25 protein-coding genes and 2 pseudogenes are annotated in these 25,574 nt (G+C 42.2%); 19 read left to right on the top strand and 8 right to left on the bottom strand.

The window, feature by feature from the left end:
- Nucleotides 1-43: 43 nt before the first annotated feature.
- Nucleotides 44-871, bottom strand: a complete 828-nt coding sequence (locus EGX73_RS04355) for a LysR family transcriptional regulator (RefSeq protein ID WP_123866754.1) — start codon at nucleotides 869-871, stop codon at nucleotides 44-46.
- 91 nt (nucleotides 872-962) lie between these two features.
- Between EGX73_RS04355 and EGX73_RS04350 the strand changes: the two genes are divergently transcribed.
- On the top strand, nucleotides 963-1,979 hold the full coding sequence (locus tag EGX73_RS04350) for a YeiH family protein (RefSeq protein ID WP_005469953.1): 1,017 nt from the start codon (nucleotides 963-965) through the stop codon (nucleotides 1,977-1,979).
- A 201-nt stretch (nucleotides 1,980-2,180) separates the two neighbouring features.
- Here the strand turns inward: EGX73_RS04350 and EGX73_RS04345 are convergent, their stop codons facing one another.
- The gene (locus tag EGX73_RS04345) at nucleotides 2,181-2,804 is read right to left on the bottom strand and encodes a helix-turn-helix domain-containing protein (protein ID WP_123866753.1); all 624 of its coding nucleotides are present in this window, start codon (nucleotides 2,802-2,804) and stop codon (nucleotides 2,181-2,183) included.
- A gap of 201 nt (nucleotides 2,805-3,005) precedes the next feature.
- Here EGX73_RS04345 and EGX73_RS04340 point away from each other — a divergent pair.
- Nucleotides 3,006-3,463 (top strand): annotated as a pseudogene (locus EGX73_RS04340) (hypothetical protein).
- Nucleotides 3,464-3,544: 81 nt separating this feature from the next.
- Here EGX73_RS04340 and EGX73_RS04335 read toward each other — a convergent pair.
- The 5 genes from EGX73_RS04335 to arr form a co-directional block, all read right to left on the bottom strand.
- A complete protein-coding gene (locus EGX73_RS04335) occupies nucleotides 3,545-4,984 on the bottom strand; it encodes a 6-phospho-beta-glucosidase (RefSeq protein WP_123866751.1) in 1,440 nt (479 codons plus the stop codon).
- Between the two features lie 21 nt (nucleotides 4,985-5,005).
- On the bottom strand, nucleotides 5,006-6,316 hold the full coding sequence (locus EGX73_RS04330) for a PTS sugar transporter subunit IIC (RefSeq protein WP_003127899.1): 1,311 nt from the start codon (nucleotides 6,314-6,316) through the stop codon (nucleotides 5,006-5,008).
- Between the two features lie 251 nt (nucleotides 6,317-6,567).
- A complete protein-coding gene (locus EGX73_RS04325; RefSeq protein ID WP_005469956.1) occupies nucleotides 6,568-7,326 on the bottom strand; it encodes a MurR/RpiR family transcriptional regulator in 759 nt (252 codons plus the stop codon).
- A gap of 48 nt (nucleotides 7,327-7,374) precedes the next feature.
- A complete protein-coding gene (locus EGX73_RS04320) occupies nucleotides 7,375-8,301 on the bottom strand; it encodes an ROK family protein (protein WP_005469958.1) in 927 nt (308 codons plus the stop codon).
- A gap of 121 nt (nucleotides 8,302-8,422) precedes the next feature.
- Entirely contained in the window at nucleotides 8,423-8,863 is a 441-nt protein-coding gene (gene arr, locus EGX73_RS04315; protein WP_071870181.1) for an NAD(+)--rifampin ADP-ribosyltransferase, read from the bottom strand.
- A gap of 175 nt (nucleotides 8,864-9,038) precedes the next feature.
- Here arr and EGX73_RS04310 point away from each other — a divergent pair, with 175 nt between their 5' ends.
- The 8 genes from EGX73_RS04310 (at nucleotide 9,039) to EGX73_RS04275 (ending at nucleotide 15,772) form a co-directional block, all read left to right on the top strand.
- Nucleotides 9,039-10,994, top strand: coding sequence for a transcription antiterminator (locus EGX73_RS04310; RefSeq protein ID WP_003127903.1), 1,956 nt, complete (start codon nucleotides 9,039-9,041; stop codon nucleotides 10,992-10,994).
- Nucleotides 10,984-11,439, top strand: coding sequence for a PTS sugar transporter subunit IIA (locus EGX73_RS04305; RefSeq protein ID WP_003127904.1), 456 nt, complete (start codon nucleotides 10,984-10,986; stop codon nucleotides 11,437-11,439). Before EGX73_RS04310 ends, EGX73_RS04305 begins: the two co-directional genes overlap by 11 nt.
- A gap of 12 nt (nucleotides 11,440-11,451) precedes the next feature.
- Entirely contained in the window at nucleotides 11,452-12,789 is a 1,338-nt protein-coding gene (locus tag EGX73_RS04300) for a PTS galactitol transporter subunit IIC (RefSeq protein WP_003127905.1), read from the top strand.
- Between the two features lie 11 nt (nucleotides 12,790-12,800).
- Nucleotides 12,801-13,085: a PTS sugar transporter subunit IIB gene (locus EGX73_RS04295; RefSeq protein WP_029486244.1), complete on the top strand. Its 285-nt coding sequence runs from the start codon at nucleotides 12,801-12,803 to the stop codon at nucleotides 13,083-13,085.
- A 14-nt stretch (nucleotides 13,086-13,099) separates the two neighbouring features.
- Nucleotides 13,100-13,933 carry a class II fructose-bisphosphate aldolase gene (locus EGX73_RS04290; protein WP_003127908.1) on the top strand — a complete coding sequence of 278 codons (834 nt, stop codon included), beginning with the start codon at nucleotides 13,100-13,102 and terminating at the stop codon, nucleotides 13,931-13,933.
- Between the two features lie 10 nt (nucleotides 13,934-13,943).
- Nucleotides 13,944-14,645, top strand: coding sequence for a triose-phosphate isomerase (locus tag EGX73_RS04285; RefSeq protein WP_003127909.1), 702 nt, complete (start codon nucleotides 13,944-13,946; stop codon nucleotides 14,643-14,645).
- Complete coding sequence (locus tag EGX73_RS04280) at nucleotides 14,642-15,157, top strand: YjbQ family protein (protein WP_005469964.1); 516 nt, start codon at nucleotides 14,642-14,644, stop codon at nucleotides 15,155-15,157. Before EGX73_RS04285 ends, EGX73_RS04280 begins: the two co-directional genes overlap by 4 nt.
- 132 nt (nucleotides 15,158-15,289) lie before the next feature.
- A complete protein-coding gene (locus EGX73_RS04275) occupies nucleotides 15,290-15,772 on the top strand; it encodes a GNAT family N-acetyltransferase (protein WP_086269291.1) in 483 nt (160 codons plus the stop codon).
- Between the two features lie 247 nt (nucleotides 15,773-16,019).
- Here the strand turns inward: EGX73_RS04275 and EGX73_RS04270 are convergent, their stop codons facing one another.
- Nucleotides 16,020-17,165 (bottom strand): hypothetical protein, encoded by a 1,146-nt coding sequence (locus tag EGX73_RS04270; protein ID WP_005469968.1) that lies wholly within the window; start codon nucleotides 17,163-17,165, stop codon nucleotides 16,020-16,022.
- A 276-nt stretch (nucleotides 17,166-17,441) separates the two neighbouring features.
- Between EGX73_RS04270 and alsS the strand changes: the two genes are divergently transcribed.
- The 9 genes and pseudogenes from alsS to EGX73_RS04225 all read left to right on the top strand — a co-directional run bounded on the left by alsS (nucleotide 17,442) and on the right by EGX73_RS04225 (nucleotide 25,530).
- Nucleotides 17,442-19,094, top strand: coding sequence for an acetolactate synthase AlsS (gene alsS / locus EGX73_RS04265; RefSeq protein ID WP_005469970.1), 1,653 nt, complete (start codon nucleotides 17,442-17,444; stop codon nucleotides 19,092-19,094).
- A gap of 34 nt (nucleotides 19,095-19,128) precedes the next feature.
- A complete protein-coding gene (gene budA / locus EGX73_RS04260) occupies nucleotides 19,129-19,845 on the top strand; it encodes an acetolactate decarboxylase (RefSeq protein WP_060815410.1) in 717 nt (238 codons plus the stop codon).
- 395 nt (nucleotides 19,846-20,240) lie between these two features.
- Nucleotides 20,241-20,966, top strand: coding sequence for a glucosamine-6-phosphate deaminase (locus tag EGX73_RS04255; protein ID WP_003127916.1), 726 nt, complete (start codon nucleotides 20,241-20,243; stop codon nucleotides 20,964-20,966).
- A gap of 255 nt (nucleotides 20,967-21,221) precedes the next feature.
- Nucleotides 21,222-21,650: a MarR family winged helix-turn-helix transcriptional regulator gene (locus tag EGX73_RS04250; protein ID WP_005469975.1), complete on the top strand. Its 429-nt coding sequence runs from the start codon at nucleotides 21,222-21,224 to the stop codon at nucleotides 21,648-21,650.
- A gap of 10 nt (nucleotides 21,651-21,660) precedes the next feature.
- Nucleotides 21,661-22,629 carry a ring-cleaving dioxygenase gene (locus EGX73_RS04245; RefSeq protein ID WP_003127918.1) on the top strand — a complete coding sequence of 323 codons (969 nt, stop codon included), beginning with the start codon at nucleotides 21,661-21,663 and terminating at the stop codon, nucleotides 22,627-22,629.
- Nucleotides 22,630-22,642: 13 nt separating this feature from the next.
- A pseudogene (locus EGX73_RS04240) lies at nucleotides 22,643-23,376 on the top strand (VOC family protein).
- Nucleotides 23,377-23,428: 52 nt separating this feature from the next.
- Entirely contained in the window at nucleotides 23,429-24,073 is a 645-nt protein-coding gene (locus EGX73_RS04235; RefSeq protein ID WP_003127920.1) for a flavin reductase family protein, read from the top strand.
- Complete coding sequence (locus EGX73_RS04230) at nucleotides 24,070-24,669, top strand: alpha/beta hydrolase (RefSeq protein WP_003127922.1); 600 nt, start codon at nucleotides 24,070-24,072, stop codon at nucleotides 24,667-24,669. The genes EGX73_RS04235 and EGX73_RS04230 overlap by 4 nt, the downstream gene beginning before the upstream one ends.
- A 333-nt stretch (nucleotides 24,670-25,002) precedes the next feature.
- Entirely contained in the window at nucleotides 25,003-25,530 is a 528-nt protein-coding gene (locus EGX73_RS04225) for a GNAT family N-acetyltransferase (protein ID WP_081131070.1), read from the top strand.
- Nucleotides 25,531-25,574 lie beyond the last annotated feature (44 nt).

Below are 25,574 nucleotides of genomic sequence, written 5' to 3'. Positions count from 1 at the left end.
AGAAAAGATTAAGAAGTTGCCTGATGGCATCAAGAGATACCGATTATTCCTCCTGCCATTGTCGGATAAAAGAAGCGCAAGCAGCAAATTCTTTATAGGAATCGCGGGTCCGTTTGATCAAATAAAATTGGCGGCGATAACGCTCGCCTAAATCTTCATGGGGGACATCTCTAGCAGCTCGTGCAGAAATGATTGAACAGCCGAAGCCTTTTTTCAACAATGCAACGATCATCTCATTATTGGCGATTTGTAAAATAGGCGTCTGGATATTTTGCTCTTCTAGATAGCGTTTCATATAATAATAAACCCCAGAACTTTGTTCTCGCACGAGCCACGGTCCGACTGCCGGATCGCCAGCCAATACTAGCTGGTCACTCATCAATGGGTATCGCTCCACGGTAGCAGCGGATAAGGGCTTTTCAATGATCCCTAGGTCAAGCTCGTGTTGCTCTACCGCATGCAGGACAGCGGCAGAGTTCATCATCTCTACTTGAAATTGGATGTGGGGAAAGCGAGTGTATAAGCGCATCAGCAAATCCGGCAGCAAATAGATCGCAAAAGTATGGGAAACACCGATCCGACATGGAACCAACTGTTGCGTACCTTGTTGGATCTCTTGATAGAGATGCTGCCAATCGTCCAATAAATTTAGCCCTCTTTGATAAAGCAGGTGAGCTTGTGGGGTTGCTGAAATGTTCATGCGGCCATTTCGAATGAAAAGTTGGGTATTCAATTCTTCTTCTAATTGTTTGATATGGGCGGAGACGGTAGGTTGAGACACGAACAGCAACTCAGCGGCTTTCGAGAAATTCTGTGTTTCGTAAACGATTTTGAACGTTTCTAGTTTTTCCAGCAGTGTAATCACTTCCATTATAAAATCCTATTAAAACTATTATATCAATAAATGTTATAGATGAAAAATGCTGTGTATAATATAAGGCAGTATGAAAGGATGGACAAGAATGAATGTTGAAAAAATCAAACCCGTCAATCTGCAGCCATTTTTACCTGGCTTGTTGTTATCATTTATTGTAGCGGCTGTAGCGAAAGTCTTGGCTCTTTGGCTGCCGCAATTAGGAGGAGCGACTTTGGCGATTTTATTAGGGATCGTTCTAGGCAATACGTTCTTCAATCAAAAACAGTATGCGCAAGGAACGAAATTTGCAGAAAGTCGGCTTTTAGAATATTCGGTTGTATTGCTAGGATTTACTGTTACCTTTCAAACGATCAGTGAGATGGGGATTCGTGGTTTTGTTTTCATCGTATTGATGATGACGATCGTTATTACTGCGGCTTACTTGATTGGCAAGAAGTTGGGATTCAATCAAAAAATGAGTTTGATGATGGCAGGAGGCAATGCGGTCTGCGGTTCTTCTGCGATTGGCGCGATTGCACCAGCCATCCAAGCCGATGATGAAGAAAAAGGGCAGATCATCACACTCGTCAATTTGTTAGGAACAGTGATGATGTTGACTTTGCCGTTTCTTGGTCTGGCGTTGTTTGGTTCGGATGTTTTACAAAAAAGCGCACTGTTGGGAGGAACGCTACAATCCGTAGGGCAAGTCGTAGCGGGTGCCAGCTTACTTGATGCAGAGATTGTCAAATATGCCATGCTGTTTAAGATCGCTCGGATCATTTTATTGGTCGTGGTGGTTTTGATTTTCGAACGAATGGTGTCGCAACAAAATCAATCCGCATCCGTCGTAAAACAAAAACGATCGTTGCGTATTCCTTGGTATGTTTTAGGTTTTTTGCTGATTTGTATCTTGAACAGCTTCGTTGCATTGCCAAGTTGGTTGAATGATGCTGCACATTTCATCAGTACCTGGTTTGAGACCATCGCCCTTGCAGCAATCGGCTTGCGCTTAGACTTCCGTAAATTCATGAAAGAAGGACCTAAGTTCCTTTTCTATGGACTTTCAGTCGGTTTGGTTCAAACAATTGCAGCGCTCAGCTTGATCTGGTTGCTGAAAATCTAATACAGGATAAGAAAGAGGCTGGGACAGAAGTGTTAAACTCCGAGAAATAAGGAGGAATACACGGAAATTACTTTTCAAATTTGGGGGTATTTCGACTTATTTCCGAAGGAGTTGCTTCGCCTCTCACCGTTTAGACGTGTTTAGAGCGTGGAACAAAAGTGTTTTTTACTTTTGTTCCACGCTCTATTTTTGTTGAACGCTCTAAAGCATGGCTTGCAAACTTTTTTCAGCGATTTGTTCAATCGGTAGTAGACCGTACTCTTGGCTACTAAGCAAAAGAATCGGGGTGTGTGGTACGGCTTCTTGTAGTTCTTTTAATGCAAATTGAGCTTCAGGAGTCAGGAGGATCAAATCAGCAGCTGGCGCTTTTTCTGCGACTTTTGACAAGCTGTACATCTCTACCGCAATCGGCTGCCTTTGAACAGTAAAATATTTCTGTAATTTTAACTGCAGACGTTGTGTTTGCAGTTCTCCCTCGGTTATCCAGCTGTTGACACTAAAAATCATGATCTGTTTCTCAGATGAGGACAGCTTGTCTGTTTGGATAGTGGACGGAGTTGCTGGTACTTTTTCCATCGTTTTCCCTCTTTTCTTTTTTGAGAATAAGGAAGCAAAAAAAGTTGGTTTTGTATTGCCTAAAAGAGCATCGGTTGAAATATGGAACAACTGACTTAGCTTGACTAACATATCCAAATCCGGATAACTGATATTTCGCTCCCATTTAGAAATCGTTTGCGGCGTGACATTCAATTGATTAGCCACCTCTTTTTGGGTCATCCTTTTTGCTTTGCGCAACTTTTTGATATTTTCTCCAATCTCTACCATCAGAGTAGCCTCCTTTGATTGCTAGGTGCAAGAAATGAATCGTTGAATCAGGAAATAAAGAACGCAACGATTCGTTGAATTGCTGATATATTCGCATTTTTCGTCATTTGTAAGGGGAACTAGCTGATTAAAATGACATGAAAAATTTGTAGTCTAAACCGCTTTCTTCTACTATGATAATCGAAAAAAGGTGAAAAGGAAATGGTGAGTTCTTGGGTTGAAGGCAAAGAAGGAGTAGCGGAGCATCTAGTCTATCTAAACAAAGAAGGCAAAGAGCTGCAGAAATTGTTGGCGGGAGAAAAGAACGCCATCATCCGTGGGGCAGCAGGGCGCAAATCTCCGTTAGGTGGACGCGCAAAAGTTGGCGACCGTGTCTACTTCGTGGAAACAGGTGGCGATCTTTTAGTTACTCATCGTGGCATGATTGAGAACGTGATTGAAACGGAGAAAATGACACCTGAAGAATCACAACAATTTGTTGAGCAGCACCAATCAGAATTAAATTTATCCAAAAAACAAATGGAGCGTTGGGCAGGAAAGAAATTTTTGGCCATTTATCGAATTGCTGAACTGGAAGCGATTGAACCTTTTACGTATCAACGAGGGAAGAACATGGATGACTGGGTAAAATCACTTCTAGTATAGAGGAAATCAAATAAGAAACCTTAATAAAGCGACCACCTGAAAGAACAGTCTTTTAGGTAGTCGCTTTTACTTTTGGGATAGTAGCAAGACTTCTGTTAAAGTTCTTCACCGTTCGTAGCGATGACCCGTTGATACCAAGCAAAGGAATCTTTTTTCAAGCGTTGCAGACTTCCGTTGCCAGCATTGTCTTTATCAACATAGATCATGCCGTAGCGTTTCTCCATTTCTCCGCTGCCGAAACTGACGATATCGATGATTCCCCAAGGAGTATAACCTAAGACGGGTACACCATCTTCTATTACTGCTTTCTCCAGTTGTTCGATGTGCTGACGTAAATAAGAGATACGGTAGGGATCATGGATCGTGTTTTCTTCTGTTAATTGATCATAGGCACCAAAGCCATTCTCTACGATAAAGAGCGGCAAGTCATAACGTTGATAGATCGTGTTTAAAACATAGCGAAGTCCTACGGGATCAATTGGCCATCCCCAATCCGTCGCGGTGATATAGGGATTACGGACGATTTTTGCGTGAGGGATATCGTCGGTCGGTTGGCCTTCGACAGTTTCCAATGTCGTGATCGTTCCTGACATATAATAGCTGAAACCAATATAATCAACAGTCCCTGCCTTTAGTAAAGCCTTCTCTTCCTCACTGATTTGGATTTTGATCCCTTTTTGCTGCCAGTAAGTTTGTGCATAGGTCGGAATCTTTCCTCTGACGTGGATGTCACTATAGAAGTAACGACGTTCATTGGCTTTGACCGAAGCCATCAAATCTTCTGGTGCACAGGAATAAGGATAGATTGGGACATAAGCCATCATACAGCCGATTTGAAAGTCTGGATTGATTTTTTTCCCCTCAATGACTGCCGCCGCACTAGCGATCAGTTCGTTGACACCCGCTTGAAAGACCAGTTCTTCTTTCTTGCTTTCTTCTTCGATGATCATGGCGGAGTTTGTCCAGACATGTAATGGTTCCTGTCCGTCTGCTTGATTATTGATTTCATTGAATGTCATCCAGTAGGTGACTTTATCTTTGTAGCGTTCAAAAACGCAGGTTGCGAATTTAACGAAGAGGGGAATCACGGCTTTATTGACAAAGCCACCGTAGGTTTCATAAATCGCATAAGGTATTTCAAAATGAGACAGTGTAATGATTGGTTCGATCCCATTGTTTAATAGTTCGTCAAAAAGGTCATCATAATATTGCAGGCCTGCTTCATTGGGCTCGTCCTCTTGGCCGGTTGGAAAAATACGGCTCCAGGAGATCGATGTACGCAGACACTTTAAGCCTAACGCTTTGAATAATTGAATATCTTCTTTGTAGCGGTGATAAAAGTCGATCGCTTCGTGATTAGGATAATACACATCTTCTTTGATGCCTCTCGTGATTTCACGAGGAATCCCGTTTCCTCCAGCAGTCATCACATCAGCAATACTCATGCCGCGTCCTGCGACATTCCAAGCCCCTTCTGCTTGATGGGCAGCAATTGCGCCACCCCATAGAAAATCTTTTGGCATTTTGCTGCTCATAATTCTTTCCTCCTAAAAAAGTTACGCTTCGATTTTTTGTGAACGGTTTGAAGCAATCACGAATGGCAAGTAGATCAATACGGAAATCGCCAGACAGACCACACCAACGATTGCAGCTACTGCATTTCCGCCAGTTCCTAGGAACAAGTTGATGATTCCCGGTGTGGTCCAAGGCACACCGATTGCTGGTGTCGGCATGATCGGCCAAATGACTGTTACAAAATAACCAACTAGAATATTGACCATTGGAGTCAATATAAAGGGAATGATCATAATCGGATTCAAGACGATCGGTAACCCGAAGATAATCGGTTCGTTGATCTGAAAGATTCCTGGAACAAGTGACATCTTAGCGATCTCCCGTTGTTCTGGTCGCTTCGAGGCGATGAAAATGGCAATGATCAGCCCTAACGTCATTCCCGTTCCGCCCATATTAGCAAACATGTCGTTCAAAACGCCCCACGTTTCTTTGTAAGGTACATCCCACAAGGAACCGCCTTGATTGATGAAATCCAAGTTGGCTAAATCTTGTTCTGTAAAAATTGCTGAACGAACGGCATTCAATGTATTTGGTCCGTGAATCCCGATGGAGAAGAGCAGTGTTTGTAAGAAAGCTAAAATCAAGACACCAACGACATTTCCTCCTAAATCACGCAACGGACTTTGGATCCCTTTGTAGATCAATTCATTGATGCCCTCTGGCGCAATCATCAGTACTAGGAAATTGATCAATGCGGTAACTGCTACGATGATCACGATAGGAATCATTCCAGAAAACGAACGGGAAACTGCCGGCGGTACCATATCGGGCATTTTGATCTGTAATCGTTTGACTTTGAATAGTTTCGGCAAGAATTCTCCTACCAGACAAGCAACGATCATGGCGACGAATAAGCCTTGTGCGCCTAAATATTGGGTGGAGATGGCATTGACACCGTCAACTGAGAAAGAAGTCGGATATAAAATCATAAACGCAGCTACACTTGTCAAACCAACTAGTGTCGCATCTGCATCAAAGTGTTTTGCTAGCAGTTGGGCAACCAGATAAGCAATGAATACGCTCATGATATTGATGGTTCCGTTAGCAACAGATGCCAGTACTTGCTGGGCACTTTCTAAATTGGGAAAGATTTTTGAGAGTTGAAATAATTGCACGATAAAACTATCGTTGGAAAATAAGATATTGTTGACCAAAATAACTAATGAAGAAGAAATCGTCAACGGGAAAATCAACATAAATGCATCACGAATCGCTGCGACGTGTCGCTGGTTATTCAATCTGGTGGCAATTGGTACCAAGGACCGGTCTAGTAGATCATTAAATTTTTGCATAACAGTAACACCTTTCTCTATTTGATGGACTTATTATAGCGAAAGGTTGCCTGAAAAAGTAAGCGCATTCGTTTTTAGAATCAAATTCTGTGAGGAAGAAATTTATTCCACAGTCGGAACAAGTGGTTACAAAAAACAGAAAGCAGCAAGACAAACGCTTGATTGCAGCCACTAGTCAGAAAACTGCTGCTGTAAAGCGAGTGTTCTGGCTAGGGCGTTCTTCGTTGTCTGGTACTTTCTGTGCTCGTTCATCATTGAGGGGTAGGTTCATCTTGTAAATAACCAATCAGTGTTTCCACGATGGCGATGGCTGGAAGCTGGCTAGTCAGATCGAGGAAGATGTCTTTGCGCTCTTCTTTGACTGCGTATTCGATCGAGTAGTCACATAAATGGGCAAGAGAACTCTCTTTATTTCTCGTAATACAATATTTTTGGGCAATCGCTTTATTAGCTAATCCAGTAATGACTTCGATCAATTCTTTTGTTTCACCAGAAACACTCAAGAAAACCAGAACGTTTTTTTGATCGGCTCGTAAGAAGCTGCGGATCGGGTAAGTCAATTCATCGATGCTGATGCAGAAGTAGCCGATATTTGCGAGCTTGCGGGCGACATACTGTGCAATTGCGCCAGACGCCCCCATCCCCATAAATAAAATACAGTCCGCATCTCGCAGTGTTTGCGCCATCTTCTTGATTTGGTATTCGACATCGGGATGGAAAATCGTCATGTTCAATCCACGGATGCGTTCTTCAAGGGATAACTGTTTTTGATGTTCTTCATAATGGACTTTTTCTAAATGGGTCTTGATATAAAAGCGAAATTCAGGAAAGGAATCGAATCCCACTTTTTGAACAAAACGAAAGACAGAAGTGGAAGAAACATGGGCATCATCTGCAATATCCCGTACTCGCATATAAGGGATTTTTTCTAAATTATTGACAATAAAGCGATAGATCTCTTGTTCGACTGAAGACAATTTGTTTAAGTTCAAATGCTGAAAAACGGCCATAAATGTTCCTCGCTATCCCATAAGAGTATATGACGAGTATACCATGATTTAGCGAGTGAGTTGCTGATGAATCTGATAAACTGCACCAATTAATCCGGCGTCATTTTGCAATTTGGCAGGCAGCACAGGAGCAATCGTTTTTCCCCGCAAATAGTTGATGGCAGCGTGTTGTGTTTCGACAGTTGTTAATGTCTGTTGCAGTCGTTCAAAGAAATATGGGTTGGCACTGATACCACCGCCAATCAGAATGGCTTCTGGATCGAAACAGCTGATCAAATTGATCAACCCGACGGACAAATCTGTCAGGAACTGTTGGGTCACTGTTTCTGCTAATGTTTCTCCCATCTGTGCGCGCTGAAAAATTTCTCGAGCATCTGTCGTCGCTTGAAATCCTGCCAGCTGACCGCCTTTTTGATTGTAGATCCGAACGAGCCCATCAACGACAGCAGCTTTACGATTGATCGAAACTTCCTCACTATTACCTGTAGAAGGCAAGGCGTCGATCACCATCCAGCCAAATTCTCCTGCCATGCCGTGGGCACCGCGATACACTTGATCATTGATTACGATCCCTCCGCCTACACCAGTTCCTAAGACGAGGCAAAGGTAATTGGAGAAGGATTGGGCATTGCCGATCCATTTCTCTGCGATGGCGGCTGCATTGGCATCATTCTCGACAGAAACTGTTAAACCACAGCATTCTTCTAATGTGGTTTTGAAATTCTCGCCGTACAATGGTTTGATGGCGCCAGCTGTCAGCATCAAACCGTCTTTTTGCACGATGCCCGGCGCACTGATCCCAATTCCGGCGATCGGATAGCGACTTTTAGCTTCATTAATAATTGTGATTAAATTTTGATAGAAAGACTGGGGATCGTAGTTTGTCGGAAGCATATTTTTTTCCAGAATTGCTCCTGTTTCATCAAGAACCCCGTATTTGATCGTTGTGCCGCCAATATCAAATCCTACATACATCGTTATTCCTACTTTCTTCTTTTAATCAGTGTCTTTTCTGCATTGTAGCATGGCACTTGTTGGAATATTTTTCTTTTCGACGGCCAGAAACAAGGGTGGCGTTTGCGTGCTAAGAAAACTGTCAATCAATGATTTCGGCTTTTCCATCTTCTGTTAGTTGCTGCAGGTGGGATAACATCTGTTGAATCACTTCTTCCGAATGCCGTTCCCATGCCCCTAATTCTGCGACGACTTTCAGCGGAGAGGCAGAACGGTAGGAACGGGTCGGATTACCAGGGAATCGCTTATCGGTCAAGTTCGGGTCATTTTCAAAAGGCCCAGTCGGTTCAACCAAATAAATTCTTTCTTGCCCAGTTCCTTTGGCTAATTCGGCTCCCCATTTGGCTGCATCCAATGTTGCGGTGAAGTAAATGTAGTTTGAGATCCGACCGGCTTCAAAGTTGGATTCTTTTTTTGGTTCCAGTAATTCGCCTAATTGTAATGATGCTTTTGTTCCGTGGAAAAAAGGTCCTCGGTCTAATGAATCGTTTGTGTGCTCCATTTGGTTCATCCTTTCTATCATTCATTGTTTTACTTAGCATACAAGAATCCCTCCAGATTGAAAAGCTGTTTGTCTAGTGGTGGAATGGTCACTATGTGATACAATTACCAGATTAATGTGGTAATCAGATATTATTTACTATTATGCGCTGATTCCCTAATATATAGTTAAGGAAGCGCTTCCTGGAGGTGGTCAAATGGATTTGAGTAAAAGAGAGAAAGTGTTGTTGCAATTGCTGCTGACACAAAAAGAGTTCAGACCAGCCGCTTTTTTTCAAGAACAGCTCTATGTTTCTTTAAAAACAGTCTATACAGATTTGGCGAGTCTGGAAGAAAAAATCAAGCCTTACGGGTTGACCATTGCTCGTTTGCCTAGAAGAGGGGTCAAGCTTGAAGGGAATCCCACTGCAAGGGAAAAAGGCTACAAACTCATCGTTACTGAAGGTAAAATCGTTGACGAATATTCTCCTGAATATCGTAAATTGTTTATCTTTGCAAATTATTTCTTCTCGAAAAAGCCAATGCATTACCAAGGATTTGCAGAATATTTCTACGTTAGTTATCAGTCGATCAAAAAAGATGTAGATGAATTATTCGCTTTTTGTCAGAAGAAAAAAGTTCGTGCGTCAATGTCTGCAAAAGGGTTGAAGCTAGAGGAGGAAGAATCTGTTCAACAAGCAACTTTCAAATCTTTTCTTGAAAAACATACAGATTCTGCAAGATTGGATCACTCTGCCATTCAGACATTGTTTGATCCGAAGATCGTTACCTTGACTACAGCACTGATTTCAGAAATATCCTTAACACTTGGTCGCCAACTCAATAGTTATTTTGTGGAATCCTTGACGGTATCGTTGGAAATTTTTCTTTCACGGATTTGTCTAGGAAGACATTTGGAACAGCAAGAGAATTTGGGATTTGAGAAATTAAAACAGATGAAACTGTATATGGTTGCTGTTTCCTTTGCAGAACGGATTGAAAGTGAACTAGCTGTTTCCCTAGCAGAGACAGATATCCAATACATTTGTTCATTGCTTTTAGCTCATGGAATTGAGCCGTATATGCAGATTACGGAAAAAAGAGAAGCCAACGTGATCGAAACAACGGAAGAAATGATCGAGAAGATGTCCCGTTTGCTAGATACTGATTTGACACAAGATAACTTATTGTTGCAAGCACTGCTTTCGCATATTGTCCCTATGATCCATCGTCTGAAAAATGGCATGTTAGTCAAAAATCCTTTGTTGCGATTGATCAAGAAGCAATACTCGACCATGTTTACATTAACGAAATATGCGATTGGCGGACTAGAAAAAAACTTTGCACTCTTCTTGACAGAAGATGAAGTGTCATTTCTAACGATTCATTTTCAACTCGCTTTTGAAAAAATCAAAGTCACAAAGCATGTGCTGATCGTTTGCAGCTCTGGATTAGCCACTTCTGAGCTGATCTTTAACCGGATCAAACAAACGATTTCTGCTACGACAGTTTTAGAGATCATCAGTGCAGAGAAATTAGCCAGTACATCACTAGAATTAGTGGATCTGATCATTTCAACTGTTCCGTTGGAGGAAGTGTCACCCCCTGTTCTCTATGTTTCACCATTACCGACAACTGAAGAAATTGCCATGATTTCGGCAAATCTTTCAAACCTGAATGAAAATGAAAAGAAACTGCATTCATCCAAATACCAATCATCAGAGCTATTGCAGAAATATCTAGATCCGGCATTTTTGTACATTAACCAACCGTTTAACACCAAAAAAGACGTCTTAGATTTTCTTGCAGAGAGTTATTTGAGCCATCATTTAGTCACCAACGATTTTAAGCAGTCACTTTATGCACGAGAAGAATTAGGCAGTACCGGATTAAAGACAGGCGTAGCGATTCCGCATGCCGATCCGCAGACTGTCAAAACAACAAAACTAGCATTTGTTACACTACCTAAAGCCATAAAATGGGGAGATACGGAAGTTCAATTAGTCGTTCTCTTGGCAATCGCTGAAAAAAATATGTCAGAAGCAAAAGAATTGATTGCATCTATTTACGATTTATTCAACTCTCCTGAAGAAATACGATGGGTGGTTAGCAGTAAAAATCGAGAAGAACTTTATCGTAAACTTGTAAAAGGAGGGACCCCGAATGTTTTTTGACCAGCAAATTGCTTTATTAAACAAAGAAGTAGAATCTAAAGAAGCAGCATTTCGGCTACTTACAGAGGAATTTTTAAAGAATGAATGTGTGACAGAGGCGTATCTTGACAACGTGATTAAAAGAGAGGCGGTTTTTCCAACCGGTCTGATGATCAATGGGATTGGCGTGGCGATTCCTCATACAGATAGTCAGTATGTCAAGAGATCGCAAGTTGGCTTTCTTTCATTGACAGATCCATTGCCATTCATTGAAATGGGAACAAGGGACAAAGAAATTTCAGTTTCATTAATCTTTATGTTGGCATTAAAGGAGCCGCACGAACAATTACAAATGCTGCAAAACTTGATCGAAATGTTTCAAAAAAATGGTGTGTTGGAAAAGTTAAGAGACATCCATGATGTTGAGGAATATCGGATGATTTTGCAACAGTATGGATTGGAATAAGGAGGGAATATCATGTTAAATGCGTTACAGTGGTTTGTTGATTTAGGGTCAATCGTTGTACTCCCGATTTTGATATTTATTTTTGGTCTTATTCTGGGAACGAAACCAGGCAAGGCTTTCACATCTGCTTTAACAGTTGGTGTCGGTTTTGTGGGCTTGAATCTAGTGATCGACCTGTTAAGCAATAGCTTAGGACCAGCAGCGCAACAGATGGTTGAGCGATTTGGCTTGAATCTGACGACGATTGATGTTGGCTGGCCGGCAGCAGCTGCGATTTCCTATGGGACGATTCTAGGAAGTCTGGCAATTCCGATCGGTGTTGTGTTAAATGTTGTTTTGATTATTTTTGGCCTGACGAAAACATTGAATGTCGATATCTGGAATATTTGGCATGCGGCGTTCATTTCTTCGTTGGTCTATGCTTTGACTGGCAACTTTGCCATGGGGATCGCTGCAACCGTCATCTATCTAATGATGATTCTTTTGATGGGAGATATTTTAGGACCGATCATTAATAAATTCTATGGTTTCCCGAATATCACTTTCCCACACGGGACCGCTGCTCCAGGATTTGTTTTCGCTTTACCGATGAACTGGTTATTCGATCGTATTCCGGGATTGCGAGACTGGAAAGCTGACCCGGAATCGATTCAAAAACGTTTTGGTGTCTTTGGGGACTCGACAGTTATGGGCTTTCTGATTGGTTTGATCATCGGAATTCTCGCTGGCTATGATGTGGCAGGCACTGGCCAATTAGCAGTTAAAACCGGCGCAGTGATGGTCATTATGCCAAAAATGGTTGCTCTATTAATGGAAGGGCTTACACCTATATCTGAGTCTGCCAATGACTTTGTGAAGAAACGTTTCCCTGGAAGAGAGCTTTACATTGGGATGGATGCGGCGCTTTCTGTCGGACATCCAGCAGTATTGTCTTCGTCATTATTACTCGTACCAATTACGATACTTTTAGCGGTTGTTTTGCCAGGAAATACGACATTGCCTTTTGGAGATTTAGCAACGATTCCGTTTCTTGTCTGTTTGATGGCAGCAGTATTTGGCGGAAATATTATCCGGACGGTTATCGCAGGGACAATTTATATGACCAGTATTTTGTATATCACTTCTTGGGTCGCACCATTAGTAACAACAGCTGCTAAGTCTGCCAATTTTGACTTACAAGGAAATTCAACGATCACAGCTCTAGCTGAAGGCGGACTATGGACTACCTGGCTTTATGTCGGTTTGACAAAAGTATTGAGCTGGGGCGGATTAGCGATCATCGGTGCGATTGTTGTCATCGGTTTGATCTATGTTAACAAGGTGTTACCTAAAAAACAAAGCGTCATGTAGGAGGAAGAACAATGAAAAAATTATTGATCATGTGTGGAACCGGAGTAGCGACATCAACGATCGTAACCAATAAAGTCAAAGAATGGCTAAAAGAAAAAGAACTGACGAATGAAGTCAAATTGTATCAATCCAAAGTCGCGGATGAAATGAACAAGATCGACGATTACGACATTGTTGTGAGTACCACGGTAGTCCCTGATTCCATCAAAGACAAAGTCATCATGGGATTGCCTTTATTGACAGGGATCGGTATCGAAGAAATGTATGCAGAAATCGAAAAGAAAATCAGAGAATAAAGGAGTCTTGCAAAATGCTTGTTACCACAAAAGAAATGTTTGACCATGCAGAGGAATTCAACTATGCCATTCCCGCAGCCAACTTTTTTGATCTAGACAGTGCCCGCACCTATGTTGAAACGGCTGCTAGGCTAGGGTGTCCATTGATCTTGGCTTTTGCCCAATCACATATGGATATGCTGAGTTTGGAAGAAGCAGCCCTGATTGGGAAGTATTTGGCTGAAAAAAGCGCCTTCCCCGTAGCGTTGCATTTGGATCATGGTCAAGATGAGGAAGTCATCAAGGAAGCGATTCGTTTAGGCTTCACTTCTGTCATGATCGATGCGTCAGAAGACCCGCTTGAAGAAAATATCCGCCGCTCCAAAGCGATCGCCGATTATGCCCATCAATATGGGGTGGTCGTAGAGGCAGAAATTGGGCATGTCGGCTCTGGCGGCAGTTTGGAAGCAACGGGGCTTTCTGATTCGATTTATACCGACTTCCATGAAGCAGTAAGATTTGCTGAACAAACGAATGTTGATTCGTTAGCCGTTTCGATCGGCACAGCCCATGGGCATTACCGAGGAACGCCTAAAATCAACTTTGATGTACTAAGTGAGATCCATCAAGCCATTACTATTCCGTTAGTCTTACATGGCGGTTCTTCTTCTGGTGATGAAAATCTTGAAAAATGTGCACAAGGCGGGATCCGAAAAATCAACATCTTTACAGATTTCGTTACAGCCGCAATGACCAAGATTCAAGAACAGCAGCCTGCTGACTACTTTGAACTAAAGAAAGCAGCGAATCAAGGAATGGCAGATACGCTAGCACATTACTATCACGTTTTTCATACAAAAACTTGTTAGGAGGATAAGCATGAGGAAAAAGCAGTTACGAGCACCCTTTTTTGTAGTCAATCCCAAAGCCTATTTATACGGAAAAGAATCCTTGGCACTGGCAAAAGCCGCCGATCAATTAGCGGAAAAATATGACGTTGATATCTTGTTCACGGTGCAGCACGCAGATGCCGCAACGATCAAACAAGCTACGAATCATTTGTTCATTACGGTTCAACACATCGATGGCATGACTGTTGGACGGGGAATGGGCTACGTCTTACCTGAATCAGTAGCAAATGTCGGCGTAGCAGCGACATTTCTCAATCATGCAGAACACCCAATGACATTAGATGAACTCGCAAAAGCGATTAATCGGGCAGATGAGTTGGGGCTCATCACGATTGCTTGCGCGAATTCACTGCAAGAAGCTAAAGCAGTGGCAGCTCTGCAGCCTGACATTATGGTTTGTGAACCAACTGAATTGATTGGTACCGGTCAAACGAGCGACGTTTCTTATATGGAAGAAACCAATCAAGCCATCCGTGCCATCAACAAAGAAATCAAGATTTTACAAGCGGCTGGTATTTCGACCGCAGACGATGTGGCAAAAGCACTGCAATCAGGAGCCGACGGAACGGGTGGCACCAGTGGTATCGTCTGCGCGCCAGATCCGCAGAACGTTTTGACAGAAATGATCAAAAAAGTTGCTGAGCTAAGAGATGAGGGGATTAAAAGATGAAATTCGCGAAAGAACAGCTAACATTGACATCAAATGGCAATCGGGTATCTTATCATAATATTACGCAAAAAGTGAAGGACTTTGTAGAGAGAAGCCAAATCAAAAACGGCATCTGTTTAGTCCAATCCCCACACACAACTTGTTCCGTCATTTTCGAGGAATTCATGCATGATACGGATTTTAATGGGGATGAATTTTTACAAGTTGATCTGAATCGCATTTTGGATAAACTAGTGCCTAGAGAACTCTCGGAAAATACAAATTATCGTTACCCTGGACCGAAACATTTGGAATTTCTGATGAGCCTAGATGATCCTAACTATCCGACAGATCCAGCAACGATTTTAAATGGCGATGCCCATATCCGTTCTTCGTTTTTCGGGGCGAGTGAAAGTTTTATTTTACATGAAGGAAAGCTTGAAATTGGTTCTGTAGGGTATATTTATTTCGTGGATTTTGACCAAAACCGAGTTAGGAATCGAACCTGCCATCTTATGTTGATGGGTGAATAAAGCAACTGCTAGTGGCAACTGGGGCAGCAGTATTCTGCAAGGACATGGGAAAAGTCGAACGCTTGAGCCGAAATGCGTTATAATCAATGAGACAATGAAATTTATGGAGGGATCAATTTGATTATTCGCCCAATGACAGCTAGTGATTGTCGATCAATCGATCAAGCGTTTCTTGCACAACAATGGCCTAGTCGTCAAGCTACATTAGAGAGATATCTTCAAGAACAGAGCCGCGGACTGCGACAGGTCTTTGTCGCGGAAGACTCGGGACAGATTGCAGGCTATGCGACATTGATTCCCCACGCAAAAGCCGGTCCTTTTAAAAAGAATGGCTATCCGGAGATCACCGATCTAAATGTCTTTCAAAACTTTCAGCGGCAAGGAATCGGCGCTAAGCTGCTCCAAGCTGCAGAAGAACAAGCCAAAACATTTTCGTCTGTGATCACCATTGGTGTGGGGCTTCATTCTGGTTATGGCACTGCACAGCGACTGTATTTAAAAAATGGCTACTTACCTGACGGATCAGGGGTCTGGTTTGAGAATCAAGTCTTGGCAATGGGTGCTGCTTGTTACAATAATGACGATCTTGTGCTTTATCTTTCTAAGTCCTTTTGACAAGCAACCAGCGTGTTATTTCTATCTAACAGGTATAATCTACAGAAAATACGATGAACGTCAATGCTAGGAGCATACTAGCCTTGACGTTTTTTTCTACGACCAAACAAGCTTCGACGTATCTCGGTCCTGCTAGATATTTTAGGAAGAATGGTATGACCCGCATATTTGTTCGCCAAAAACAGCGTTCTTTCCTTTGATTAGAAAGGAAGAACGCTGTCTAGATTCTGTTCCATATTCAAAAAAATCAGTAACACTTCTCGCAGGGGGTCAATCCTTTGCTTAAAGCTTCGGACAACGTAGCTGGGAAATAAGTACCATTGCCGCATTTATGGGTGTGATACTTCTTCCCTGTACGGGTGATCATGACATATTCTTCTGCTTGATTGCTTGTGGTTTGATTTGACTGGCTGGCTTGGTTTGCCTGCTGTTCCGCAGCGGCGGCTGCTTGCCGTTCTTGTTCGGCTTTAGCAAGCTGCCGTTCTTGTTCTTCACGAATCGATTGGCGAACAGCTTCAGCTCGCTGCGTCAATCCATCATCTGCTGAGGGAAGCTTGGCAATCGCAGAAGTTGCACTAGCTAAGTTTGCTTCAGTCGGCTCTGCTTCGGCTTTTTCAACAGCTTTGGTCGCTTGTGCTTGCAATTTCGCTTGTGTTTCTTTCTCTTCAACTTTTGTTTGTAAAGAAGCCAGTCGATCTTCAAATTCAGTTTTCGTCAAACTTGTTGCTGCAACAAGCTTGGCAGCTGCCTCAAGGTCTGTTCTGCTTAGACTTTGTTCCGCTTTTTCTAACGCGCTGGCGATCTGCAGATGATCTTGGAGGACGGCCAAACGTTGATCATAATCGTCATATGTTTTGCTGAGAGAATGAACCAATGTTGCTGCTTCATCATAATTTTTTTGTGTTGGTTTAGATTCTGCCAACGCTAGTGCAGTTTCGACCCGTTTAATCAGTTCTTTCTCCGCTTTTTCTGCTTCTAAATAAGCCACAAATTCTTTGGAAGGTTTGATCAAGACTTCCTGTTCTTTTTTCTGATCATTTAAGGCAGCTTTTACCACAACTTGTTGCTCAGTGGCATCATTCAGGTGAACTGTGTAGCTAAAAGAACCTTTGCTGTTTTTGACCGTTTCTCCATTGATCGTTAGGACAGCATCGGCCGTGGCTTCCCCTTCGATAGTCGCTTTTCCTGTTTCATCCGTTTGTATTTCAGGTGAAATAACAGATAGTGTCAAATTGCTCGGAGATAAAATTGCACCAACAAAAAATAGAATAACGCTTCCGCATAAAATAAATCCCAATCTTTTTTTCGGTCGCTTCTTGATGGCAGCGATAATCAACAAAATACCGCTTACAATTACTGCTAAGAAACTGACCAAACTAATCCACATACCCATAACTTTTCTAGTTCCTTTCACTTTTTGATGTCTTTATTATAACATGATTTATATTAAAAACATGAAAAAAATAAGAAAATAAAACTAGATAATAACAATTTGTTTTTACGAATCGTTCTTATTTATAGAATCCTTTTTAGGGAGCGCTAGAAAACGGTTCCTTTTAATTGCTATTTTTTTAATACAGATGAAAATAGTGTATTATTCTTGATAAATAAAAGAAAAGTGCTATTATTAGTCGTGAGATTAATACAGATTTTGAAAAGAGGTAGTACAGTGAGTAAAAAAGGTTCAGAAATTATTGTTGAAAGTTTAGAAAATCATCACGTCCCCTATATTTTTGGGATTCCAGGAGCAAAAATCGATGGTGTCTTCGATACATTAGAAGACCATGGACCACAATTGATCTTAGCCCGGCATGAACAGAATGCTGCATTTATGGCACAAGCCATTGGCCGTTTGACTGGAGAGCCAGGAGTAGTCATTGCTACCAGTGGTCCAGGTGCCAGTAATTTAGCAACGGGATTAGTGACAGCGACAGCTGAAGGAGATCCAGTTCTGGCATTGGCTGGGCAAGTGAAACGTTCTGATTTATCGAAACTGACCCATCAAAGTATGAATAACGCTGCTCTCTTTAGTCCAATAACCAAATACAGCACGGAGATCCAAGATCCCGAAACATTATCTGAAAATATCGCAAATGCATTTCGAATCGCTAAAACCGCAAAAAAAGGTGCCAGTTTTCTGTCGATACCACAAGATGTAACGGATGGCCAAGTCGAAGGAAGTGCCATCAAGCCATTATCAGCGCCAAAATTAGGACAAGCGAATCCAGAGGATATCGAGGATCTCGTTGAACGCATCAAGGAAGCAAAACTACCGGTTTTATTACTAGGCATGCGGGCTTCTGCTGAAAGCGAGACGGAAGCCATTCGTCATTTGATAGCGAAAACGGGATTACCAGTCGTGGAAACTTTTCAAGGAGCAGGAATCATTTCTCGTGCTTTGGAAGACCATTTCTTTGGCCGTGTGGGCTTGTTCCGTAATCAGCCAGGAGACATGCTGCTAAAACGAAGTGATTTAGTGATCGCTGTGGGGTATGATCCGATTGAATATGAAGCGCGCAATTGGAATGCAGAGAAAGACGCACGGATTATTGTGATTGATGAAGTACCGATGGAAATCGATCCATACATGCAGCCTGAAGTAGAGCTGTTAGGCAGCATTGCCAAAATCATTGAGCAAGTGACACAAGCCATCGATCAATATACGTTATCAGCAGATGCACAGAACTATTTAGCTACGTTGCAAGAAAAATTAACCGAAAAGCAAATAGAGGCCCGTGGAACAGAACAAACATTGCATCCATTGGAGATCATTGATACATTGCAGCAAAAAGTGACGGATGAGATGACCGTGACTGTTGATGTCGGCAGTCACTACATTTGGATGGCGCGTCATTTCCGCAGTTATGAACCTCGCCATCTATTGTTTAGTAATGGGATGCAGACATTAGGTGTGGCATTGCCATGGGGAATTGCGGCAGCATTAGTGCGGCCGAATACGCAAATTATTTCCGTATCTGGTGATGGTGGTTTCTTATTCTCTTCACAAGAATTAGAAACGGCTGTTCGCTTAAAACAGAACATCATTCATCTTATCTGGAATGATGGCACCTACAATATGGTGAAATTTCAGGAAGAAATGAAATATGATCGTGCTTCAGGTGTTCAATTTGGTCCTGTAGACTTTGTCAAATACGCGGAAGCCTTTGGGGCAAAGGGATTACGTGCCACAACAAAACAAGAATTGACAGCCGCGATCGAAGAAGGGTTTGCAACTGATGGACCAGTCGTCATTGATATCCCAGTCGATTATTCCGATAATGCCGAATTAGGCAAGACGATTTTGCCGGATCAATTTTACTAAGAGTATTTATTTTACTTATAGAAGGAGCTTCATGATGAACGTGAAAAGCAAAAGTTATTTATATCAACACGGAACTTTAGGCGGGTTGATGGAAGATTTGATGGATGGTACCGAACAAATCGGCAAGATGTTAGCCTATGGTGATACAGGAATCGGTACATTAGCTGGTTCAAATGGTGAGATTATTTTCTTGGAGGGTGTGATTTATCATGTTGACGAAACAGGACAGGTGAAGCAGCTGACAGGGACCGAGACGACGCCGTATGCAGCTGTCGTTGATTTTGAAGCCACGGATGAACTTGCTTTTGACACAGAAGCTACAGATGAAGAAGTCAAGGGAAGACTATTAGCGACCATCAGTCCCAATTTGTTTGCGGCCATCAAGCTTCATGGAATGTTTGATACGATGCACGTGCGGGTAGCGCCTAAACAAGAAAAGCCCTATCCAAAATTCGTTGAAATCATTCAAAATCAACCTGAATTTACGGCGACAGAAATAGCAGGAACTATCGTAGGCTTCTTTACCCCGAAACTTTTCCATGGTGCTGCAGCAGCAGGCTTCCATCTGCACTTTATTAGTGACGATCATCAGTTTGCTGGTCATGTACTGGATTTTAGCTTAATCAGTGGTGAAGCAGAAGTAATGGAAGTAGCCGAGTTTCGTCAACATTTTCCCATTGAGAATGCTGAGTTCTTGCAGCGGGAAATCGACGTGGAAAAAATTGTCCGGGATATCGAAGAAGCGGAATGATTTTTTACTATAGTTAGGTAGATTTTGCGTTGCATTTGATTCTTCACTGATGGATTATTTTCTGAAAAAAAGTATCTGAAATACAGATTAGAAGGTTAGGAAGTAAATAGGAGAAAAGTGCAGATTTCATTGCTGATTTCCGACTTCACTCTGTATCAGATGCTTTTTTAGTATTGAATAGATTTCCTGCAGCTGTACATTCGCCCAAGGGGAAGAATTGTAGTTCTCGGATGGATCAAAAAGATGTGCGCCATAGAATGCAAAAATAAATTTCAGATAAGTCGAACAATTTGGCCTGTTTTTCCTATACAATAGAAAGTGAAAGGGCTTTTTTTGAGAAGGTAATTCCATTAAGGGCCGCTGTCCACGAAACGAATGAGAAAGAGGGAAGACACATGAAAGTTATCATCACGGAAGATTATCAAGAGATGAGCCAAGTAGCCGTACAGCACCTTTTAGGCGTAATGCACAGCCAGCATCGAAAGAATATTTCAATCACCGCTGGATCAACACCAAAAGGGGTGTATGAAATGCTGGTACCACTAGTAAAAAATAAAAAATATTTTGAGCACGTTCACTTTTATAACTTTGATGAGATTCCATTCAAAGGGGAAGAAGACCGCTATGGTGTCACGATGACGAACTTGCACAACCTGTTTTTTGGACCAGCGGAAATCGATCGTGAAAGAATCCATGTCTTGGACTGGACGAATTATGAAACACAAGATGAACGAATCAAAGCCGATGGTGGATTGGATATGGTGTTGCTGGGGGTTGGATCAGATGGCCATTTCTGTGGGAATTTACCGAACACGACAAAATTTGGAGATTTAACGAGTCGCGTGAATGCGAATGCGACACCCGAGATGGCTGACGTTTTGTTAAGTGAGGTTGGTGGAGACAAAGAAAAACAACCTGATTTCTATGTAACAATGGGACCAAAAAGCATCATGCAGGTGAAGAAATTGGTAATGATCGCCAATGGCAAGAAAAAAGCAGGCATCGTCAAACAATTAGTAGATGGAACAGTAATGGAGGACGTTCCGGCAACGCTATTGACGACCCATCCAGATATGACATTGATCGTTGATAAAGAGGCTGCCTCGCTGCTTTCATACTAACCAGCGGAATTTGATTTTTCTCTATATCTTAATGAAGTAGTTCCTAGTAGATTGGACAATAAACACCTGCTATAAATAGAAGTCAATCCCCCTCTTACCATTAGATCCTTTTTGCTTAAAAGGATTCTAATGGTAAGGGGGTTTTTGTTGTACGTTGACAAAGCTTGTTTCAGAAGGAAAGCAGATTGTTTTACGACTTACAAAAAGTAAGTTATTATTATCTCGAATTCGAAATAAATCGAGCGAGGTGAGGAAATGGATCATCAAGAGGAAGCATTGAAGGTCTATATTGGTTTATTACGCAGCAGCAGTCACTTAGAGCAGGTGGCTAAACAAGATGTCCGCTGTTATGGCTTGAATCTGACAGAGTTTTCCGTTCTGGAACTGCTTTATCATAAAGGTACACACACCACCCAAGCCATCAAAGAAAAAATCTTGATTGCCAGCAGCAGCACGACGTACGTCATCGATCAACTCGTAAAAAAAGGCTGCGTTCGTCGAGAAACAAGTCAAACGGATCAGCGAATCACCTATGTCAGTCTGACAGATAAAGGGGCAGAATTGATGGATCAGATCTTTCCAACTCATGCCACAAAAATTGCGGCAATTTTTGCCTCGCTTAGTATTGACGAGTTGCAAACATTAAAAACATTATTACGAAAAATAACTTATAACGAGAAATGAGGAAGAAAAAATGAGAAAACAAGACCAATTACTAGGGGTACACCATGTAACAGCCATGACCAGTGATGTCGAAAGAAACTATCACTTCTTTACAGAGATTTTGGGGATGCGTTTAGTGAAGAAAACCGTCAATCAAGATGATATTTATACCTACCACACATATTTTGCGGATGATCTAGGTTCCCCAGGAACCACGATGACATTCTTTGATTTTCCCAATACCGATCGTGGCAGTAAAGGAACAAATTCAATTACCCGTACAGGCTTTCGCGTACCATCCGATGCTGCATTAGACTATTATAAAAAGCGTTTTGAGACATTTGATGTGAAACATGAAGCGATCACAACAGAATTTGGCAAAAAAGTGTTGCGCTTCTGGGATTTTGATCAGCAATCTTACCAATTGATTTCTGATGAACACAATCAAGGCGTCAAAGCAGGTATTCCATGGAAACAAGGGCCAGTTCCAGAAGAATTCGCTATTTATGGTTTAGGCCCAGTCGAAATCTCCGTTTCTTATTTTGCCGATTTCAAGGGATTACTGGAAAATGTCTTTGGATTCAAAGCCATCGATCAAGAAGGAAATCGCACGCTATTAGAAGTTGGCGAGGGGGGCAATGGGGCAGAAATCGTCTTAGTCGAAGATACCACAAGCCCACAAGCACAACAAGGAGACGGGGAAGTGCATCACGTCGCCTTTCGTTTAGCCGATCGCCAATCTTTAGCCGTATGGCAAGAAGTTTTTGAAAATTTGGGTCTCGCGAATTCCGGCTATGTGGACCGCTACTATTTTGAATCGCTGTATGTACGTGTAGGACATATTCTTTTTGAATTAGCGACAGATGAACCTGGCTTCATGGGTGACGAGCCTTACGAAACATTGGGCGAAAAATTATCACTGGCTCCGTTTTTGGAAGACCAACGTGCAATGATCGAAAAAGCGATCAAGCCGTTTGATACCACTCGCAGCCATAACTAAGGAGATAAAAATGATGCAACCCATTCAACAAATCCACCATATATCCGCAATCGTCGGTGACCCGCAAGAAAATGTAGACTTCTACCGCGAAGTATTAGGCTTGCGTTTAGTCAAACAAACCGTCAACTTTGATGATCCTTATACGTATCATCTCTACTACAGCAATCTGTCCATTGAAAATGGCACGATCATTACCTTTTTCCCATGGGCCAACGCGCATCCTGGTCGTGTCGGTAGCGGACAGGTGGGCACGATTACCTTTCGCATTCCTAAAGGCAGCAGCGACTATTGGAAACAACAATTGGCCCATCATCAAGTCACTGTTCATGAGAGCCATCTATTTGGGCAACCAACATTGGAACTTCAAGATCCTCATGAACTGTCTTTAGCGCTAGTGGAAGGGAAGCAGCGGAAACAAACGCGATTCTTGGGTTCCATGGAGCGGTCTTACTTTCCGCTAAGCCAGAGGAAACATTCAAGACGTTGACCCATGATCTAGGGCTGCAAGTTGTAGCGGAGACAGAATCAAACCGACGATTGGTGACTGCCGGACCAGTGAAACACGAGATTCTCCTACCAACAGAGCCACTGAGACCTGGTACGATCCTTTTTGAGATTGCAACGGAATCTCCGGGATTTCTCATCGATGAACCATTGGAAACCCTGGGGACAGCACTCAAATTGCCCCCTCACTTTGAAGAGCGCCGCGGAGAAATCACAGCTCATTTACCCAAATTGACTGTTTAATTTACAAGTAGGAAGTCATCAATCATACACAAAAAAGAGAAAGCGGTGTTGCATGATTTATTTGGATCCCCAAAATCTGACGCAAAGAGAAAATTATAAATTATTGATCGGCTCGATCATTCCGCGGCCGGTTGCCATCGTAACGACACGATCGGCAGAAGGGACCGTAAACATTGCCCCCTTCAGTTTCTTTTCGATCGTCAGTTCAGAACCCGCCATCGTTTCGATCGCTGTTCAGCGAAAAAAGGGCACGATGAAAGATACGGCTCGTAACTTACTCACAACCAAGGAAGCAGTGATCCATATCTTGGATCGCAGCAATGTGGAAGCAGCCAATCAGGCAGCGGCACTGTTACCTGCAGAACAAAGTGAATTGACCGTCGCAAATTTTACGCCAGTCCCTTCTCAAACGGTTGGCGTACCCGGATTGCAAGAGGCGAAAATTCGCTTTGAAACCACCCTTTACCAACATGTACCGATTAACGAGGAAGAAACCAAGGAAAAAAACAAAGAAGAGATAAAAGTGGATCTGCTCTTACTTAAAATCACTGGGTATCAAATAAATGAACAGGTCTATGAAGAAGGAAAAATCAATCCCAAAAAATTGGCGGCAGTTAGCCGACTTGCGGGAAATTCGTATGCTGAGATCGGCGAGATCTTCGATTTGGCACGACCAAACGAGAAGGAGGACAAATGAACTTTATCTTTCACCAAGGAAAACCAGCTGCTCCCGTACTTGTCTTGTTACATGGAACCGGCGGCGATGAACGCTCTTTGCTTGATCTAGGTCACGACCTAGATCCCCAAGCATCATTGCTAGGTATTCGAGGCAATGTTTTAGAGAATGGCATGCCCCGCTATTTCAAACGATTAGCAGAAGGCATCTATGATGAAGAAGATTTAATGTTCCGGGGGCAAGAACTGGCAGCATTCATTCAAGAAGTCGCTAAAGAAAAAGGTTTCTCAATCGAACAAGTTGTCTTGGTTGGTTACTCTAATGGAGCCAATATTGCGCTCAATCTATTGCTGGAATTCAGTGCTCTTTTTCAAAAAGCGATTTTGTACCATCCAATGTATCCAGTATCGAAATTACCCAATCACTTACTGGCACAAACAAACGTATTTATGAGTTTGGGTCTGAAGGACCCTATCGTTTCTGTGGAAGACAGCAAGTATGTGCAAGCGATTTTTGAGTCTCGAGGTGCACAAATAGAATATGTTTGGACCCCAAGTCATCAACTGACCTATCAAGAGGTTGAAAAATCACGAAAGTGGTTAGAAAAGGCAGATTAACTGGTTGTGAAACAGGGTTTAACACTATATATACTGTAAAAAAACACAACTGAAGACAACAATTTAAAAAAACAGCAACCAAAGGGGCAGACAAGATCCAGTGGCTGCTGTTTTTTTATAGAAAAAGTTTAGAAATTCAGGTAGCGTTTACTGCTGCTTATTTTTATGCCATACTATTGATTAATAGGCAAACCAATTTATTAAATAGACTTTCTATTGAGGTCATAGAAGAAGTGAGAATGCTCTGCAAAAGTATCTGAAATAATCGAACGAGGTTCTTCTTGGAGGTGCCCTCGTGAGAGAGACAACTGATAAAAATAAAGGAGAAAAGAATTGGCAATTTCATTAAGAAAAGCAACAATAGATGATAGCCCACTGATCCAGAAATGGTGGCAAGACGGAAAGGTGATGGCAGCGGTCGGTTTCCCTCAAGGGTTAGCAGTGAGCATTGAGGAAGTACAGCAATCGCTTCATTACTACGAGGAGGTTTCTGGTGAGTTTTTATTGATTATAGACGAAAAAGGCCACCCCATTGGAGAATTTGCCTACAAGCCTATCGAAGCTAAAGGAGCAACGTTTGATATAAAGATTGGTGAACTGTCAAGGCAAAGGCAAGGCTATGGGAAAGCGGCTTTAGAAAAAGGCATGCAAAGGATTGCTGCCCAAAATCGCTTTAATCGAATCGAAATCACTGTCAATTCTACAAATGAGCCGGCACTGAAATTATACGAAAAAGTAGGGTTCAAACAAAGCGGTTTTTTGAAAGATCATTGGGTGAATCAAGTCGGTGAGCGTTGTTCGACAGTCGTGATGGTATATGAATTAGCAGATGCTGACAATGGCCTGAATAAAAGTAATTAAGGCACTAAATCATATTGCTTATTAAAGAGGTCTATCTGGATAAA

Source organism: Enterococcus sp. FDAARGOS_553 (genome assembly GCF_003812305.1).
Taxonomy (GTDB): domain Bacteria; phylum Bacillota; class Bacilli; order Lactobacillales; family Enterococcaceae; genus Enterococcus_D; species Enterococcus_D gallinarum.
Note: the sequence above shows the minus strand (reverse complement) of the source record. Positions and strands in the feature narration are given on the sequence as shown.